Below are 17,996 nucleotides of genomic sequence, written 5' to 3' on the forward strand. Positions count from 1 at the left end.
ATCAATGGAAAGAAAGCATTATAAATTAAGAATTTCATCAGTTTCAAAAAAGCAGTTAAAAAAGATGGATAAACATCAAGCTAAATTAATTTTACAATGGCTGCTTAACAATGTTGATGGTATTGATAATCCACGTCGAATTGGCAAGGGATTGACTAGTAATCAAAGTTGGAAATGGCGTTATCGGATTGGAAATTATCGAGCAATTTGCGAAATTGAAGATCAATATTTAGTTGTTACGGCAATCAATATTGGTCATCGCCGAACGATGTATGATTAATATTTAAACTAATATAATTACTAAGACTATTAATCATTGCAACTTTTATTTTAATTATACGAGGTGTAAAAATGTTTACTGATTCTGACTTTTTGGTTTTTACTGATCCAACTTTATCGGGGCGAATGGAAAAGATTAGAGCAACTATTGATCCTAAATTTGAAAAAATGGCAGTACCAATGTTAAGAGTTCTGGAAGCAGCAACTGGTGAAGCGTGGTTTGATCACGTTGCCAAACATCGGATGCGGACAACCAATGCCCCTGACACTACCTGGGTTGCCTTTTCAACTAATAAGCGAGGATATAAAATGCTTCCTCATTTTGAGCTTGGATTTTGGCATGATAATCTTTATTTATATTTAGCGGTGGAAAGTAATATGAAACCTAAGCAAACGGATGTAATTTATCCTAAATTGAAAGCCCTAGGAAAACTAGTTGAACAATTACCTAGTTACTTTGTCCTTAGTCAAAATCATATGGTTAATCAAACGCTGCCATTATCCGAATATTCTCAGGTTGTAGAACAATTTAAGAAAGTAAAAGCACTCGACGTTTTAATCGGTATTAAAATTGAACGCGGTGATAAGCGTTTTGGAACCAGTGCACTTGATGATGATTTAGAACAAACTTTAAAGACATTGCTGCCACTATATGAAAAGTTGGTATAATAATTATCCTAAATAAAAAAGAATCGACATATGTCGATTCTTTTTTATATTCTTGATAGAATAATTTCTACTGTTCTTCGTACCATGGGTAATGGAAGTTACCTGGACGGTCAGTACGTTCATAAGTGTGAGCACCGAAGTAATCACGTTGAGCTTGTAATAAGTTAGCGGGAAGAACTTCTGCACGATATGAATCAAAGTATGAAACAGCAGCTGCCAATGAAGGAACTGGAATACCGTATTCAGTAGCAAAGGCTACGATACGACGAGCTGAGTCTTGGTACTTGTTAGCAATGTCACCAAAGAATGGATCCATTAACAAGTTCTTAAGATCAGGGTTCTTTTCAAAGGCTTTAGTAATTTCGTCTAAGAATTGAGCACGGATGATACATCCTTCACGCCAGATTTGAGCTAATTCACCATACTTAAGGTTCCAGTCATAGTTATCTGAAGCCATACGCATTTGTTCAAAACCTTGAGCGTAACTCATGATTTTACCGAAGTATAATGCTTGACGCATATCTTCAACAATATCATCGCTACCAAACTTAGGTTTCTTAGCTGGGCCATGAAGTACTTTAGAAGCAGCAACACGTTCGTCTTTTAACATTGAAACGAAACGTGCGTAAACTGATTCAGTAATAACTGATTGAGGAGCACCTTCGTCAAGAGCATCTTCTGAAGACCATTTACCAGTACCTTTGTTAGCACCACGGTCAAGAATAGCATCAACGATAGGTTTGTTCTTGTCATCGCCAAGATCATCTTTTCTAGTTAAGATGTCAGCAGTGATTTCGATTAAGTAACTGTTAAGTTCGCCTTTGTTCCAATCTTTGAAGATTTTAGCAAGGTCGTCAACTGAGTAGCCAGCAGCATTTCTAAGAATGTTGTAACTTTCGTCGATTAACTCTTCGTCACCATATTCGATACCGTTATGAACCATTTTTACATAGTGACCAGCACCGTTAGGGCCGATGTAGACAACACATGGTTTGCCATCTTCAGCTTTTGCAGCAATCTTTTCCAAGATAGGTGCAACACGATCATAAGCTTCTTTTTGACCACCAGGCATAAGTGAAGGACCTTGTAAGGCACCAAGTTCACCACCAGATACACCCATTCCGATGAAGTTAACACCAGATTTAGCAAGTTCTTCGTTTCTTGCCATGGTGTCATGGAAGTTAGTGTTACCACCATCAATAAGAGTATCACCCTTATCAAGAAGTGGGAGAATTTCGTTAATAACTGCATCAGTTGGTTTACCAGCTTTAACCATCATTAAGATAGTACGTGGTTTTTCAATTGATTCAACAAAATCTTTAAGATTATATGCAGGAAGCAAGTGCTTGTCAGCATGATCCTTCATTACTTGTTCAGTCTTTGATGCGCTACGGTTGTAGATAGCTACGGTGTAACCGCGGCTTTCAATGTTAAGGGCAAGGTTTTTACCCATAACAGCCATACCAACAACTCCGATGTTTGCTTTTTTGTCAGCCATAATATACCTTCCTTTTTGTATACATGTTTTGTATTTCTGCTACACACATAGTTTATCATTACATTTTAAAATTGTGAAATAGATTTACCCATTTTTTGAAAACGCTTTATTATCTTACGTTAGGGTAATACCAAGAGTTTCCATCACGTGCCAAGAGATCATCGGCCGCTTTAGGACCCATTGAACCTGGTTTGTAGTTAGGGAAGTCTGGTTGAGTAGCATCCCAAAGATGTTGAATAGGGTCAACGAACTTCCAAGCAGCAGCGACTTCTGGCCAGCTAGCAAAGTAAGTTCCGTCGCCATTTAAGATGTCATGGAAAAGACGTTCATATGGAAGAGGAACTTCAGCAGCCCGTTCTGGAGATTGAACGTAATCTAAATCAACGGTTTCAGTATGGAAACCTTGTTCAGAGTTTTTGGTATTGATGTTCAAAACAATCCCGACTTTAGGATCAATCAATAATGATAAGACATTTGATTGTAATTCTTGGGGTTGTTTAGTTCCCTTGGCAAAAATATCAACTAACGGTTTCTTGAACTCAATATCAATTCGACCTTGTTTAGCAGCTAATTTTTTACCAGAGCGAACGTAGAAAGGTGTTTTACCCCAGCGTGGATTGTTGAAAACAATCTTCCCGGCAGCGTACGTATCATTGTTAGAATCCTTTGGAACGCCTGGTTCGTCACGATAGGCTGGAGAGCCATCACCTGCGCCATATTGACCACGGACAAAGTTTTGTTTAACACCTTCAGCATCATAAATCTCCATGCTTTCTAATGCTTTAACTTTTTCTTTCCGAATCTCTGTATCAACAAAAGTATTAGGTTCGTCCATTGCTAAATAACTAACAATTTGGAGGGCATGGTTTTGAATCATGTCGCGAAGGGCACCAGCTGTATCATAATATCCAGCTCGATCTTCGACACCTAAACTTTCAGCAAGAGTTACCTGAACATTTTTAATGAAGTTTTGGTTCCAAACTGATTCAATGATTGGATTGCCAAAACGAATCACAGGAATTGCCTGAGTTGTTTCTTTACCTAAATAATGATCAATTCGGTAAATTTGGTTTTCATTAAAAGCACTCGTTAATTCATCGTTTAATTTTTTAGCTGATTCGTAATCGCGACCAAATGGTTTTTCGATTACTAAACGGTTGAAACCGCCGTTTTCAGATAAAACATGCTGATCCTTTAAATTCTTGGCAACAATACCAAAAAATTGTGGGGCCATGGAAACGTAGAAAACACGATTTCCTTCAAGTTCGTATTTTTTATCAAGTTCATCAGCAATTGTGCGTAATTCTGCATAATGACCAAGGTTATTTACATCGTGTGACTTCCAGTAGAAGTGACTTGCAAATTCTTCAGCTTGTGCTTTGTCATCGGTTTCGGATGCAATGGAATCAATAATTTTTGCTCTGAATTCGTCATCGGTTAATTCTTTTCGAGAGAGACCTACTAGTGCAAAATGCTTGCTCAAACTACCCTTTTTATAAAGGTTAAAGATAGCAGGGTATAACTTTCGCAAAGCAAGATCACCGGTACCACCGAAAAGCATAAATAATGCTCGTGTTGGTGTTTCAGTTGCCATAACATTCACTCCTTTTATAAAATTCTATACATACTAAAGAATATACCAAATTCTAACATAATAAAAGGGGTTTGTTCCCTTGAAGTGTCTAAATGTAACCGCTATCTTATATGGTGATAAAATGAGGGCAAAAACAACTGCTTAATTTTAAGTGATGGCTATTTTTCATTAAAATTGCAGTTGTTTTTTGTTAAAATGATAATCTAACTAAATTATCACAAATAAAGGAGGTCAACATGTCAAAGCAATATGAAACAAACTTTCAAGCTATACCAGAGGATAATAAGTATTGGTGGAAGGATGAAGTGATTTACCAAATTTATCCACGTTCATTTCAAGATTCAAATGGCGATGGGATTGGTGATATTCAGGGAATTATTTCTCGTTTGGATTATATTCAGAACTTAGGAGTAACAGCGATTTGGATTTCACCAATCTATAAATCACCGATGGTTGATATGGGATACGATATTACTGATTATCAACAAATCGACCCTGTTTTTGGGACTATGGATGATGTTGATGAATTAATCAGAAAGGCTCGTGACCGAGGAATTAAGATTATTATGGATTTGGTTGCCAACCATACCTCTGATCAAAATGAATGGTTTCAGAAGGCTTTGCATGATCCTCAAAGTAAATATCGTGATTATTACATTTTTAAACATACAGATGATGGCAAAGCGCCGAATAATTGGCGGGGGACATTTGGTGGTTCAACATGGACTCCAGTTCCAGGAGAACCAGGAACATATTATTTCCATACTTTTGCAGCTGAACAACCTGATTTAAATTGGGAAAATCCTAAATTACGCCAAGATATGTACAAAATTATCAACTGGTGGTTGGAAAAAGGGATTGCTGGATTCCGATTGGATGCCATTACCCAACTGAAAAAAGACTTAGACTGGGCTAGTCTGCCAGCTGATGGGCGTGACGGTTTAGTTAATGTAGAACGTAAAGGACTTAATCGTCCAGGTCTTGGTAAATTTTTACGTGAACTACGTGATGAAACTTTTGCAAAGTATAATGCAGTTACAATCGGGGAAGCGTACGGGGTTAAACCAGAAGATTTGTCTGAGTTTGTTGGACCAAATGGTTATTTCTCGATGATTTTTGATTTTAGTTATTTGAATATTGATGTGGCTGATCCGAATGAATGGTATCGGAAAAATGATTGGCAAGTAGCTGATTTAGCGCATACAATGTTTTCAAGTCAACAATCAATCAAGGAAGCAAATGGTAATTTTGCAAATGTGATTGAAAATCATGATCAAAATCGGGCATTGACAAAATTCATTCAAGATCCAAACAGTAGAACCCCAGCAGCTGCTAAAGCTTTGGCAGCAATGTATTTCTTTTTACCTGGTGTTCCAATCATTTATCAAGGTCAAGAATTGGGAATGAAGAATTTTGAACGGACTAGTATTGATCAATTTAATGATGTTTCTTCATTAAATAACTATCAACGTGCATTAAATAACGGGTATTCTGAAAAGGAAGCACTTAAATTTGTTAATTGGCGTTCACGAGATAATGCCAGAGTACCAATGCAATGGGATGATAGTGAGACTGCCGGATTTTCAACCCATAAACCTTGGCTTAATCCAGGGAATCATCGTGCTGGAATCAATGTATTTAATGAAGAAACTGATCCAAAATCTATTTTGAACTTTTACAAGAGGATTTTGCAGATTCGGCAAGACCCACAATATAAGTCTTTATTTATAGAAGGGAATTTACAACCACTTCCATTAGCTGATAAGGATATCATTGGATATCAGCGTGAGTATCAAGAACAAAAGATCACTATTTTAGTTAATTTAAATAATCAATTAGTTGATTTAGGACATCAATTCATAGGAGAAGTGATTGTTGATTCTCTTTATAACCATGATGATCATCAAGTGAATGTTGATAAATTAGCACCGTTTCAAGCAGTAGTATTAAAATCAGAATAAGATAAATTGCGTGTTTAGGTTCTTGAAATGAATCTAAGCACGTTTTTTTGTTGCAAAATTCAGCTTAATCATGAGTTAAGTTACAAAATGTGTACGCTGTATTACATAATTACAAAAAACCGTTTTTTTTTAAACTGTCTGTAATCTGTTTGTAATGTGGAGTCTTTAACATGGGTATTGTTGATTGATTGACGAAATCAACATCAAACAAAAAAATAAAATAATTAAGAAGAAAACAAAAAGGAGAGTAATATATATATGAAGTCAAAAGGTCTTAAGTCTATCGTTGCATTAAGTGCTGTATCACTAGGTGTTTTATTTGCTGGAGCAAACAGTGCTAACGCTTCTACTAAAGTAACTGTTCAATCAGGTGACACTCTTTCAAAGATTGCCAAAACTTACAATGTTTCAATCCAAAGCTTGCAAGAAGCTAACAAAATTCAAGACATTAACAGAATTTATGCTGGTGAAACATTTATCATTGGTAACGATGGCGATGTTCAAGTAGCTGCTTCAAGTGCTCAAACTGCACCTACTACTGTTAAGGCACCAGTTGCAGCACCTGCACAACAAACACAACCAGTTCAAGCACAACAAGCTGCAAAACCAGCAACAACAACTCCTGCAGCACAACCAGCTAAACCAGCTCAAGTTGCAGCACCTGCACAACAAACACAACCAGCTGCAAAACCTGCAGCACAACCAGTTCAAACTGTAAAACCAGCTGCTACTCAACAGCCAGTACAAAAACAACAAACAACTCAAGCAGTTGCACAACCAGCCCAAGCAGCTGCTCCTGCTAAAGCAACTACTACTAACAATTCAGCTGCTACAAACAACGATGGCTCATTAGATTCAATTGCTGCCGTTGAATCAGGTAACAACTACAAAGCTCGTAATGGACAATACATTGGTAAATACCAATTATTATCATCATACTTAAATGGTGATTACTCACCAGCTAACCAGGAAGCCGTTGCACGTCAATACGCAATTAGTCGTTATGGTTCAGTTGCTAATGCCGTAGCTTACCGTAGCTCACATAATTACTGGTAGGATTAAGTTTTAAACAATAAAGTTTAATAATAGAAAGGCCGAGATGGATTTTATTCATCTCGGCCTTTTTGTATTTAATAATTTTTTGAACCTTATTCAAATTTTTTGAACTAAAATTATCGCTATAAATATGACAATGGTTTTATGACTGTATTATCTAACGAGATATTATAAATGTTGAAATATTATATTTTTTGGATGTTGTAGTTGAACTAATACCATCAAAGCAATCTTTTATAACTATTGATTTATTTCATATTTAATTTTAGATATAAGAAAAACCCCTCAAGCTAGATTTATTTTCCAACCCCAAGTGGTTCATATCATTTAAATCATATTATATTGTTTTTATTATTTACGTGATTAAAAATTAAGTTTTGTGAAAATCAAATTTAAATAAAATTTTGAAAATAAAATATGTAAAAAATTAGTTTTGAAAGTGATGTAATTTTATATAATTATAAAATTGGTATTTATGAATATCGTAATGATGTAAAACCATGTCACCAATCTATTACTTACTAGAAAAATCAGCTATCTAATTAAAGTCACTGAATACGATGTTTAGTGTTTAAAGTAATTAATTTAGTTTCGTTTTATTATTTTGTATAAAAGATATTTATGATTTTATTCTACAAAAGTGATGATTATCATTGCTGTGACAACGTTTAAGGTCTTCAGAGATGTAAACAATATTTATTTACATCACAAATATTGATGATATAATTATATATATGGCCTAATTATAATTTTTTTAATTAATATTAATGATTAATTATTGTGGGAAGAAGCATTATTCCAATCAAAATAATTGCAATTAAACCAATAGTAATTTTTAAGATAATATCTCTAATATTTGTTTTTTCAGGCTTTGGATGTTGTCTATCTAATTTTTTGAAACGTTTTTCCAAATCTTTATCAAGTAATTTTTTGTTTTTTTTCATAATGTTTTTATTATATATCTTATAAAAATAATAATCAATTAATAGTATTTATTTGGAAAGGCGGTGATTTTTATCAGCTTATTGCAAAAACAAAAATATCAACAGACAGTTAAAAAGATTCAATCATTAGCTCCTAAATATCATCAAATGAATGATGATGAGTTACAACAACAAACTCAACAATTACGCAAAGTTGTTCGTGATAATCCCCAAAAATTAAAAAGTATTCTGCCTCAGGCATATGCAGTTGTATGTGAAGCTTGTGAGCGCGTTTTAGGAATGCGACCCTTTCCAGTTCAGATATTAGGAGCTGTTGACATGGAAGATGGCAATATTGTTGAAATGAAGACTGGTGAAGGAAAAACTTTGACTGCTACTATGCCAATGTATCTCCATGGATTATTAGGATCAGGTAATTTTTTAATTACAGCCAATGAATATTTAGCTGATCGAGATGCTAAAGATATGGGAAAAGTATATCGTTGGCTGGGTCTAACTGTGGGCCAGTGCAGTACCAGAACTTGGCAGCAAGCCAGAAGATCGTGATTTAGATGAAATTTATGGGTCTGATATTGTTTATACCACGAATAGTACTTTGGGATTTGACTATTTATTCGACAACCTTGCTAAGTCGATTAGTGATCAGCATTTACGTGATTTGAATTTTGCCTTAATTGATGAAGCTGATTCAGTATTATTAGATACTGCTCAGACCCCATTAGTCATTTCTGGAGTTCCAAGAGTTCAGTCAAATTACTATCAAACTGCCGATCAGGTCGTGAGATTATTAAAAAAAGACACTGATTATGAAACTAGTGATGACTTAAAGAATGCCTGGTTTACTCCTGTTGGAATTGTAAAGATGGAGCAATACTTAGATGTCGACAATCTACTTTCAAAAGAATGGAAAGATCTTTATCGACATTTGGTCTTAGCTTTAAGGGCTAATTATATACAGAATCGAGATCAAAATTACATTGTTAAAGATAATGAAATAGTTTTAATTGATGCAGAAAACGGACGTGAACTCCCAGGAATGAAAATGCAGGCGGGGATGCATCAAGCTTTGGAAGCTAAAGAACAATTACCAATTTCAGTTGAACAACGAACCATGGCTACAATTACATATCAAAATTTGTTTCGCATGTTTCATCAATTGGCTGGAATGACAGGGACTGCTGCTACTGATAAAAAGGAATTTTTGGAAGTTTATAATTTATCAGTTTTTAAAGTTCCAACTAACAAACCTAATATTAGAAAAGATTTACCCGACCACCTATTTATTGGGAATCGAGCTAAATTAATGGCAACTTTAGATGTGGTTAAAAAGGCTCATGAACAGGGACGACCTGTTTTGGTTGAAACGGGATCATTAGAACTATCGGTTCTTTATTCTAATTTATTGTTAAAAGAGCGAATTCCTCATAGCTTGTTGAATGCTAGAAGCGAGGTTAAAGAAGCTGACATTATTAAACATGCTGGTGAACTTGGTGCTGTAACTGTAGCAACTTCAATGGCTGGTCGAGGAACTGACATTCAAATTGATAAAGAAGTTGAAAAATTAGGTGGATTGTTGGTTTTAGGAACCGAACGGATGCAGAATCGTAGAATTGATAATCAATTGCGAGGAAGGGCTGGACGACAAGGAGCACCTGGTGAGAGTGTTTTCTACGTTTCACTAGAAGATAAAGTTGTCACAGAAAATGCTTCTAAACACGTTCGTAAGTTTGCATATCGAAACGCTGATAATAAAAAACAGGAATTAAATAATAAGGGACGTTTTCGTAATGCCATTGATGCTTCTCAAAAGAATTTGACTAACCAGGAACGGAACGCTAGATTTGATACGCTGCAATATGGTGAAATCTCTCGTTTACAGCGTGATAGTGTTTATCGAGAACGAAACTTAATTATGCAATCTCAAAATTTAGCTCCAGTAGTTGAACTTTGTTTTAAAAAGGTTGCACATCAGTTTGCTTATGAAAAAGAGAAATTACCTAATCCTGACAGTTCACTTTTAGAGTTTATTTATCAAAATATTGATTCTGCATTTCATGCAGATCAAGATTTAAACAGTTTGTCTAATAAAGAACAAGAAAATTTACTGTTTCAGGTGATGCACAATCGGGTAAAAGCAATGCACAAAAAGCTGCCACATAAAGATCAATGGTTATACTTTGAAAGACTGGCAACTTTGCGATCGGTTGATCAAGGATGGGTAGATCAAGTAGATCAGCTTTACATGTTAATGCGGGTTACTAAGAGCCGTTCAATTGCACAGGTTAATCCGATTTTTGAGTTCCAAAAGGAAGCACAAAAATCTTATCAAGGAATGCGAGATGCAATTTTTCTGCAAGTAGTGAAAAATATCACTAATTCTGATGTAATTCCCCAAGACGATGGAACTGTAGATATTGAATTTCCATAAAGAAAAGGAAGTTACCAATTAAAATGAAATTTTTGCGAACACATACATTACTATCACGAACGCTCTGGATGCTATTTTTCTTGACTATTCTTTTGTTAGGACAAGCAGTTACATTGCCTGGAATTGATCCAACGGTTGCTCACGTAGCTTTAGAGAAACAAACTTATTTACAATTTTTAGGAGTAGCAGTAGGTGGACAATTAAGTGTGCCGACCCTTTTCTCACTTGGATTGGGTCCATATATGACTGGGTTAATCGTTTGGCAGGCGGTGACATCATTAGATTTAGAGTCGGTTAATCGTATGTCAATTAATCAAGCAGGATATATTCAAAAATTCATTACTTTGATTATTGCGTTTTTGCAAGGATATCCGGTTTTACAATACGTTCAACCAGCTCTTGAACCGATTTATATAGGGAACACACAGGTACCAACTTCAATAATTAGTTTTGGCGCTGTTTTAGTATTAGTCGCAGGAGCTATGTTTACAGTGTTTTTAGGTAATCTAAACAATGATAAAGGTTTGGGCGGTATTTCGATGATGATTTTGCCAGGAGTGCTGATGGGATTGCCCAAAACTTTACAAGTTGGTTGGGGGTCATTTGATTATAAGTTAACTGCAATTAATTTAATAATTGCTGGAATTGTGATGATTCTAGTCATTATAATTTTAGTTATGTTGTTGCAAATCGAACTTCGTATTCCACTACAAAAGCCATTAATGGAAGGAAGTGGCAGCAAATCCTATCTTCCATTTAAATTGTTAATCGCTGTTGCAATGCCATTTATGTTTTCATCTACATTATTTATGTTGCCTAGAAACTTAGTTCAAGGTAATTACGATTTTAGTCAGACTGGATTAGGAAAATTTATTTTGCTTATGACAAATCAGCAAACAGGATTAGGAATTGTTAATTATGGGATTATTATCATGTTGTTGACGTATGCATTCGGTTTTATTACAGTACAGCCATTACGTTTGACTAAACAAATGAAAGAAAATAATGAATACATTTTTGGCGTTTTCTCAGGTTCAGATAATAGTAAATATTTGTTAGATCGTTTTTTCACGATGGCAACCTTCGGAGGATTATGTTTTGTTATTATGGCAGTCATTCCTTTGATAATTGGTCTGAAATATCCAGGGATTGCCAATTACACTCTCTATATCGGAAGCGTAGCTATCTTGGTTACTTTAATTCAGGTTTTGTGGGATCAAATTCGCGCACTTTACAGTAAGAATCATTATCGTATTTTTTAAGGAGGGACGTAATTGAGCTTAATTATTCCAAACTTTAAAGATTGTCAGGATAAAGCACTGGCTGATTTGCCAGAAGTAGTTTTGGCACAAATGTTGCAAAGTGATCATAACCAACATGTTCAATTGGCTTTTTTACAGCAGTCTTATACCTTGAATCGTGATTTGCAGGAGACGGGATTACAAAATGTCCCTTATTGGAATGCGTTTGATGATATACAACAAGTAAAGGATCGAAACGGATTGCCACTTACTATTTATGATTTTTCGCTTTCAGATGGTACGGAACCAATTTTTAACAATGGTAATAATCAAATATGGTTATATCAAAATAACAAGTTAAAAATGGAAGTACAACTTCATAATCAAATTGAAATTGAACAAGTGACTCACTTTTTAGACGATGGTTGTATTCGAATTGATAATTACGATGATCGAGGTTTTCTTAGCACATCTAAATGGCTTACACATGAAAAAGAAATGAGCAAAATGAAATGGTTTACTCCATTTCATGAAGCAGTAGCAGAAATGAATGCTAAAAATAAGGTAACAATTAGCACTCATTTTCGAAAGTTTTTTAAAAAAATAGCTATGCTGATGTTAATCAATTAATAGAAGAGATTTATAGGAAAAGATTCAAACTTCCTTCAGTTGCAATTGCGGCATTTCGTTCGGGGGCTGATCTGCAAAATCAATTTTACTTACAACTCCCTGCCGTTCGTAAAATTGCTTTATTAGATCAGGATGTTTCATTAGCTAAAGTTAGAGATAAAGTTTCATCTAATCAAAAAGTAAAATGGATTTTTCCTAGTCAAATTTTAGAGAAGCAATTTACAAAAAGTGAAACTAGTCATCATAAAAAACTTGATACTACTGCAATCGAGCCTTATCCGACTGATTTTAATTTAGGTGCTAGTAATGAATTTGAAGATCAAATTGTTTATTGGCAGTTTAAACAGCAGTCTAACGAAACGATCGAAAAAAGCTTGACGAACATCCTTCCTATGGTGTTAAAAAATGAAAAAATAATTTTATTGATGGATGCGCCAACAGCGCAACAAAATTTGATTAAATCTTTAGCAAAACAATGGATAAAAAGTATCACAACCGTTGATCCCGATGGTAGTGATTATCAAAAATATTTTGAGATTGGGAAACCACAATCATTTAGTACAGAAGCTGAATGGATAGATTATTTAGATGAACATTTAGAAGACGAGCCAGAATTTCTGGGGAGTGAACAAATTCATCAGTTTTATCGTGTTGGTAATTTTCTTTCTAGGATTAAGTTTGTAACTGAGAAGGACGATATCAATGAAATTTTTAGTAAAATTCGACTTTTTATTGATCAAGGGGTTCAGGCGGATTTGCGTAAACAAATTTTAGCAATCTCGACAGGAGTTCCAATTATAAGTTTTGCTGTAACTGATTTGGTTAATCAAGGTGGTAATGGATTCCAAAAAACCACTAGTGGTCAATTGCTTGAACAGGTTAATTATTTTTTACAGGATTTACATCATTGGAATCAGGGATTAGTTGATAGTGTTAGTTTAATAGAAGAATATGAACCAGATAAACTATTAAAGCGCTGGAAGGTGGTGATGACGGATGGCTAAACCAAAGATTATAACCCCAGTAATTCAATTTGGTGATCGAGATTGGACGACTTATTCTGATTATTTAAGTGACGATTTTCAATACTATCAATCAGATCAGCCAGACCTTCATCAACAATTTGTGGCCAACAAACCGTTATTTAAAACGAACGGGAAGTTAAATTCTGCATATCGAAATGCAGTGTTTATTCTAGATGAAGGATTTCCTTGGTTCGAAGATTTAGATATTTTAAAAAAATTACCGGCTAATGAGTTGTTAGTTAATTCAGCTGTAAAGTTAAGCGATGAAAGTAAACATATTTTAGAGCTTAAGGGAGCATTTTTTTTTGATGCTGATACCAAACCACAACAAATGATGAGTGACATTCAACATTATTTTTACTATGATCCAGATGGTTATCGATTAGATGCACGTGGATGGCACATTAATAAAAAGTCAGTTAAATCGATATCGCAGCGTGGAGAGGTTTATCGCGAATTAGAGTTAAAACCAAGTGATGATTGGAAACTATTGATGACTCCCAATAATTCTACTTATATTCCTGAAAAGATGGGCGATAAGATTTCCCTTGATTATCAAGAAGGAGAACAAAGTAGTATTGGAATGAAAATCACAAAAATTGATGCTAAGACTCATGAATTAATTCAATCCGTTTTTTTACAAGGTAAACAACTCCAAAAAAGTTTTGCCATTTCTAGCGATGAGAGATCAACTTTTTTTCAAATTTTAATTTATGGGAAAGGTCAAGGAACTGTTAAAGTTGGGGACCTTCACGTTCGGCGTTCTCGAGGACCATATGGTGAAATGATGCCAAATGATCAAGTGATTTCAGATGAAAATTTACATGGGAATGTCGGTATTTATTTTGATGCTGGTGACTTAAAGCCGCCACTTAATGTTTATTTTGCTGGATATAGAACTAAAGAGGGCTATGAAGGACGCCGGATGATGCAAAATTTTGGGGCACCATTTCTTTTGATTTCTGATTGGCGTTTGGAAGGTGGAGCTTTTTATCTTGGCGATGATGCATTTGAAAAGCAAATCATTCAAGTTATCAAGGACACCTTAAAAAAATTACATTTTAAAGATAACGATTTAATCTTATCTGGGATGTCAATGGGAACCTTTGGAGCTTTGTATTATGGTGCCAAACTAAATCCTAGTGGAATCGTAGTTGGGAAGCCGTTAGCGGAAATAGGAACAATTGCTCAAAATGGACGAGTTAAACGACCAAATGATTTTCGCACTAGTGAAGATATACAGCTTTATTTTGAAAACGATTTGTCTGAAAATTCGAGTCAAAAATTAGATTATCGATTTTGGTCTAATTTAGAAAATGGCTCATTGAGTCAGACTACGTTAGCAATCGCCTATATGTTTCAAGATGACTATAATCGTGATGCTTATCAAGGAATCCGTAAACGTTTTGAAATTTTAAATCCAACTGGAAAGCTATTAGCAAAAGGATTTGAAGGTCGTCATAATGACCAGACTGGTCAGGTGGTTGCTTGGTTTCAGCGTCATTATTGGCATCTACTAGAACAATATGGTCGAAAACGCCCTCCCAAGAAAAAGAAGAGGAAGAAAAAATAAATGGAAACAATGTACGTTTTGCATTGGGACTCAGATGATACCAATACTGATACTTATGGTTCGCAGATTAATTATCAAAATAATGGAACTGTTCACTATCAAAATGAACTTCAGCCGGCTGGGAAAAAAATTCATTGGTGGGAAACACATTATTATGGTGATCCGGATCCACTTAATGATACTCGGTATGGAAGTAAAAGATTGCCACAACTGCCAAGAAATCAAACATTTTCGCTTTCTTTTAGTGGATCAGCAGAGCCTGAAAACTCAGTTGGTCTAACTGTAATGAGTTTTGATGAAAGTGGACAGCTGTTAAATCAAAAGATGACGTTAGAATCGGAACTTAATTTTGATTTGGATGATGACGAAAAAGAATATGAAATTGCGCTGGTAAAATTTAATAATACTAAACTTCTTTTCCGAGGATTATTAACGATTCCTGAATCTATGTTGGAAAATTATCAGATTAAATCTCATTTAGAACAGGGATTTATTGATTTTATTCCACGAAATACGGATAAAACAGATACTGTTGAAATCATGGTACGTACTTTTCATCGAATAATAGATGCCATTGAACTTCCAGAGAGGAAGCTAAATGTTCCTGTTCGAGTAGTTTTGATTAATGACAGCTGGAATTCAAAACAGCTACAACATGTTGGTAATGATTTTCAAAAACAATTTCAACAGAAACGAGTTAAATGGATGGCCAATGATTTAAAGGCTCAAAATCTGCTTAACTCTGTAGATATGAATTTGAAAAGAAAGTAGGGATTTTATGAATTTTTTCATCAATCAAGCAATGGGAATGGGAAACTCCGGAGTTGAACATGCAGAATTCTATCGAGCACGACGTTTTAAACAAGAAAGTATCCCATATAGATTTTTATTTTTAAATTTAGTTCCTGAATTACATCAAGCTATGGACCGCTGGGGATTGAAAGACAATGAGGTCTTAAATATATGGGAATATTTTGTTTTAGGCGGTAATTATCTAAAAACAGGGCTTGTTAATAGAATCAATCCTAATAAAGGTACTATGATAGTTGATTCTACGAATACTAACCGGAAGCGTGAATTTGTTACTGATTCTGGTATGCGGGTTGTGCAACATTTTTATAAAGGCCCAGACAAACAACATCCCGATAACAAAGTTTTACAAGTTGGGATCTCACGGGTTGAATTGTTTAAGTCATCAACCGGAGAACGCAAAGTGATGTATGAAATTGAAAATGATACACACCGCGGCGCAAACATCGTTAACATTCATCTTTTTGATGAAAATGGACAACATATGTTTTTCCGTAATCTGCATGGATTACATCGTTATTTCTTTGAACAAGTTGATAAAGCATACGGTGGTAACAGTAATTTTATTATTGATCGGGGAGAGTTTGCAGATGATGTTTTGATGCGGAATCGAATTCCTAACTCAAAGATTATTTACATCGTGCATGCTGACCAATTGTCTAATCGGGATGATAAAAAGTATCCATTATGGAACGACCATTATGAGTTCTTATTGGAGGATTTACATAAGGCTGACAAAGTCATTACTGCAACTAAATTACAACGTGAGGATATGCTGGTTGATGATCCAACTGCCGACGATATTGTAACTGCTATACCTGTTGGTGGTGTGCGAGATGGTATTGCTAAGCAGAAGAATCGTAATCCACACAAACCATTCCGTTTTATTACAGCATCACGTTTAGCAGCTGAAAAACATATTGATATTGCAATTAAGGCCATCGCAAATCTTCATAATCAAGGTATTGAAGTTATGTTTGATATTTATGGTCAAGGAGAAGAACAAAACAAATTGGAACAAACCATTAAAGATGTTCATGCAGAGAATTATATTCATCTCAAGGGCCTTTCAAATGATTTAGAGCATGTTTACCCTGAATATGATGCATTTGTTTCAACTTCATTTTCAGAAGGATTTGGGCTGACTTATATTGAAGCTTTGAATTCTGGCTTGCCAGTCATTACTTTTAATGCTCGTTTTGGAGCACAAGAATTAGTTCATGATGGTGTAAATGGCTATCTTGCAGATTTACATCGTGGTGATGACAAATACAATGTAAAACAAATTGAGACTGCTATGAATAAACTGTTATCTGGTAATTATCATAAGATACAAGATTATACTGCTGAGTCAGTAGCTGATTTCCAAGATCATATTATCGCTAAGAAATGGAGGATGCTGTTGGATGGATTACGTACTAGTAAATAACGTTGTTTCTGATAATCAATGGAAAAAAATCAAATCTGAGTTTAAAGATGGTGAGAATCCAAATGTCATTTCATTGGTTTCTGCACCTAAAATTGGAGCGTATTTTGGTGAAGCAAATGTTAATGGATATAACGTTTTGGATCATTTGACGCATCGAAAATATCATTTTGGAAAATATCGGTTCTTTAATGATGTTCCAGTTCCTTCCTGGTCAAAGATTTTTGTAAATCGAGATGGTAGTATTTCGATTTTAGATCGTTGCGAAGAGATTGGAAAAGAATATTTGTATCCGAATACTAGACGAGCAGTTCAAGATGTTCGTTATTCTAATGAAGATGGCAGTCTAGATTATATTGAAGAATATGCTTTCGATGGAACATTATTTAGTAATCTTTTCTATGCTGAAAACGAGATGTTGGAAATGGTCTTTTATGATCAAAAACAACGACCCGTTGTTCGCTATTACCTTTATGAGGGGGTGATTAATTACATTACGGTTGAAGATCCAAAAACACAAGAAGTTATCGAACATTACGATAATTTGCCAGACTTTTACAATGATCAGGTTAAGCGTATGGTAACTGATCAAGATACAGTGATTATTTATTATATGGGAGTTGAATTGTCTTCTTTGCGTGGAACAAAGTCGCATAATGTTTTACGTTTAAGTGAAAGCCCATTAGATGATAATCAAAAAGTAAGAGCTAATCTTGTAAATATATTGTATGACCGTATATCTACTATTCAAACTGTACAAGTTACACAAGTTGATTATGATACTTTGAAAATGAAGCATATGCCTCTTGAAAAAGTAGAAATAATTGATATTTAAGTTATTTCACTTGTTTATTTTTATTTA

At 34.8% G+C, this 17,996-nt stretch carries 16 protein-coding genes; 13 read left to right on the forward strand and 3 right to left on the reverse strand.

From position 1 onward, the window contains the following. Positions 1-4: 4 nt before the first annotated feature. Entirely contained in the window at positions 5-280 is a 276-nt protein-coding gene (locus BHU33_RS03095; protein WP_054646754.1) for a type II toxin-antitoxin system RelE family toxin, read from the forward strand. 71 nt (positions 281-351) lie between these two features. Next, positions 352-948, forward strand: a complete 597-nt coding sequence (locus BHU33_RS03100; protein ID WP_054646753.1) for a DUF1054 family protein — start codon at positions 352-354, stop codon at positions 946-948. Positions 949-1,015: 67 nt separating this feature from the next. On the opposite strand, the gene gndA is transcribed toward BHU33_RS03100, so the two are convergent. Next, on the reverse strand, positions 1,016-2,446 hold the full coding sequence (gene gndA / locus BHU33_RS03105) for an NADP-dependent phosphogluconate dehydrogenase (protein ID WP_054646752.1): 1,431 nt from the start codon (positions 2,444-2,446) through the stop codon (positions 1,016-1,018). Positions 2,447-2,555: 109 nt separating this feature from the next. Continuing rightward, positions 2,556-4,040, reverse strand: coding sequence for a glucose-6-phosphate dehydrogenase (gene zwf, locus BHU33_RS03110; RefSeq protein WP_056997740.1), 1,485 nt, complete (start codon positions 4,038-4,040; stop codon positions 2,556-2,558). 236 nt (positions 4,041-4,276) lie between these two features. Between zwf and BHU33_RS03115 the strand changes: the two genes are divergently transcribed. Both BHU33_RS03115 and BHU33_RS03120 read left to right on the forward strand, forming a co-directional pair. Then, entirely contained in the window at positions 4,277-6,001 is a 1,725-nt protein-coding gene (locus tag BHU33_RS03115) for an alpha-glucosidase (RefSeq protein WP_054646751.1), read from the forward strand. Positions 6,002-6,259: 258 nt separating this feature from the next. Continuing rightward, on the forward strand, positions 6,260-7,057 hold the full coding sequence (locus BHU33_RS03120) for a LysM peptidoglycan-binding domain-containing protein (protein ID WP_103433993.1): 798 nt from the start codon (positions 6,260-6,262) through the stop codon (positions 7,055-7,057). 764 nt (positions 7,058-7,821) lie between these two features. On the opposite strand, the gene BHU33_RS03125 is transcribed toward BHU33_RS03120, so the two are convergent. Further along, complete coding sequence (locus BHU33_RS03125; RefSeq protein ID WP_054646078.1) at positions 7,822-8,001, reverse strand: hypothetical protein; 180 nt, start codon at positions 7,999-8,001, stop codon at positions 7,822-7,824. A 63-nt stretch (positions 8,002-8,064) separates the two neighbouring features. On the opposite strand from BHU33_RS03125, the gene BHU33_RS07745 reads away from it, so the two are divergent. Genes BHU33_RS07745 through BHU33_RS03165 form a run of 9 tightly spaced genes read left to right on the forward strand, consistent with a single transcriptional unit; the run spans position 8,065 to position 17,969 of the window. Further along, positions 8,065-8,547 carry a hypothetical protein gene (locus BHU33_RS07745; protein WP_318529181.1) on the forward strand — a complete coding sequence of 161 codons (483 nt, stop codon included), beginning with the start codon at positions 8,065-8,067 and terminating at the stop codon, positions 8,545-8,547. Between the two features lie 49 nt (positions 8,548-8,596). Beyond that, positions 8,597-10,429 (forward strand): preprotein translocase subunit SecA, encoded by a 1,833-nt coding sequence (locus BHU33_RS03130; protein WP_318529182.1) that lies wholly within the window; start codon positions 8,597-8,599, stop codon positions 10,427-10,429. A gap of 23 nt (positions 10,430-10,452) precedes the next feature. After that, on the forward strand, positions 10,453-11,691 hold the full coding sequence (locus tag BHU33_RS03135; RefSeq protein WP_054646077.1) for a hypothetical protein: 1,239 nt from the start codon (positions 10,453-10,455) through the stop codon (positions 11,689-11,691). Between the two features lie 12 nt (positions 11,692-11,703). Then, positions 11,704-12,300: an accessory Sec system glycosyltransferase Asp1 gene (gene asp1, locus BHU33_RS03140; RefSeq protein WP_054646076.1), complete on the forward strand. Its 597-nt coding sequence runs from the start codon at positions 11,704-11,706 to the stop codon at positions 12,298-12,300. 8 nt (positions 12,301-12,308) lie between these two features. Then, complete coding sequence (asp1, locus tag BHU33_RS03145) at positions 12,309-13,304, forward strand: accessory Sec system glycosyltransferase Asp1 (RefSeq protein WP_318529184.1); 996 nt, start codon at positions 12,309-12,311, stop codon at positions 13,302-13,304. Next, a complete protein-coding gene (gene asp2, locus BHU33_RS03150; RefSeq protein ID WP_054646074.1) occupies positions 13,297-14,898 on the forward strand; it encodes an accessory Sec system protein Asp2 in 1,602 nt (533 codons plus the stop codon). Before asp1 (BHU33_RS03145) ends, asp2 begins: the two co-directional genes overlap by 8 nt. Beyond that, positions 14,899-15,669 (forward strand): accessory Sec system protein Asp3, encoded by a 771-nt coding sequence (locus BHU33_RS03155; RefSeq protein ID WP_054646073.1) that lies wholly within the window; start codon positions 14,899-14,901, stop codon positions 15,667-15,669. A gap of 7 nt (positions 15,670-15,676) precedes the next feature. Next, complete coding sequence (locus BHU33_RS03160; protein ID WP_054646072.1) at positions 15,677-17,137, forward strand: glycosyltransferase; 1,461 nt, start codon at positions 15,677-15,679, stop codon at positions 17,135-17,137. Further along, on the forward strand, positions 17,115-17,969 hold the full coding sequence (locus tag BHU33_RS03165) for a hypothetical protein (RefSeq protein WP_054646071.1): 855 nt from the start codon (positions 17,115-17,117) through the stop codon (positions 17,967-17,969). Before BHU33_RS03160 ends, BHU33_RS03165 begins: the two co-directional genes overlap by 23 nt. Positions 17,970-17,996: the final 27 nt, after the last annotated feature.

It is taken from the genome of Fructilactobacillus lindneri DSM 20690 = JCM 11027 (genome assembly GCF_002907375.1).
Taxonomy (GTDB): domain Bacteria; phylum Bacillota; class Bacilli; order Lactobacillales; family Lactobacillaceae; genus Fructilactobacillus; species Fructilactobacillus lindneri.

Bases quoted from the DNA above. Each gene is read 5' to 3' on its own strand.
- zwf (WP_056997740.1), bottom strand. From the start codon at position 4,040: ATGGCAACTGAAACACCAACACGAGCATTATTTATGCTTTTCGGTGGT.
- BHU33_RS03095 (WP_054646754.1), top strand. From the start codon at position 5: ATGGAAAGAAAGCATTATAAATTAAGAATTTCATCAGTTTCAAAAAAG.
- BHU33_RS03155 (WP_054646073.1), top strand. From the start codon at position 14,899: ATGGAAACAATGTACGTTTTGCATTGGGACTCAGATGATACCAATACT.
- gndA (WP_054646752.1), bottom strand. From the start codon at position 2,446: ATGGCTGACAAAAAAGCAAACATCGGAGTTGTTGGTATGGCTGTTATG.
- BHU33_RS03125 (WP_054646078.1), bottom strand. From the start codon at position 8,001: ATGAAAAAAAACAAAAAATTACTTGATAAAGATTTGGAAAAACGTTTC.
- BHU33_RS03135 (WP_054646077.1), top strand. From the start codon at position 10,453: ATGAAATTTTTGCGAACACATACATTACTATCACGAACGCTCTGGATG.
- BHU33_RS03120 (WP_103433993.1), top strand. From the start codon at position 6,260: ATGAAGTCAAAAGGTCTTAAGTCTATCGTTGCATTAAGTGCTGTATCA.
- BHU33_RS03165 (WP_054646071.1), top strand. From the start codon at position 17,115: ATGGATTACGTACTAGTAAATAACGTTGTTTCTGATAATCAATGGAAA.
- BHU33_RS03115 (WP_054646751.1), top strand. From the start codon at position 4,277: ATGTCAAAGCAATATGAAACAAACTTTCAAGCTATACCAGAGGATAAT.
- asp2 (WP_054646074.1), top strand. From the start codon at position 13,297: ATGGCTAAACCAAAGATTATAACCCCAGTAATTCAATTTGGTGATCGA.
- BHU33_RS03160 (WP_054646072.1), top strand. From the start codon at position 15,677: ATGAATTTTTTCATCAATCAAGCAATGGGAATGGGAAACTCCGGAGTT.
- BHU33_RS03100 (WP_054646753.1), top strand. From the start codon at position 352: ATGTTTACTGATTCTGACTTTTTGGTTTTTACTGATCCAACTTTATCG.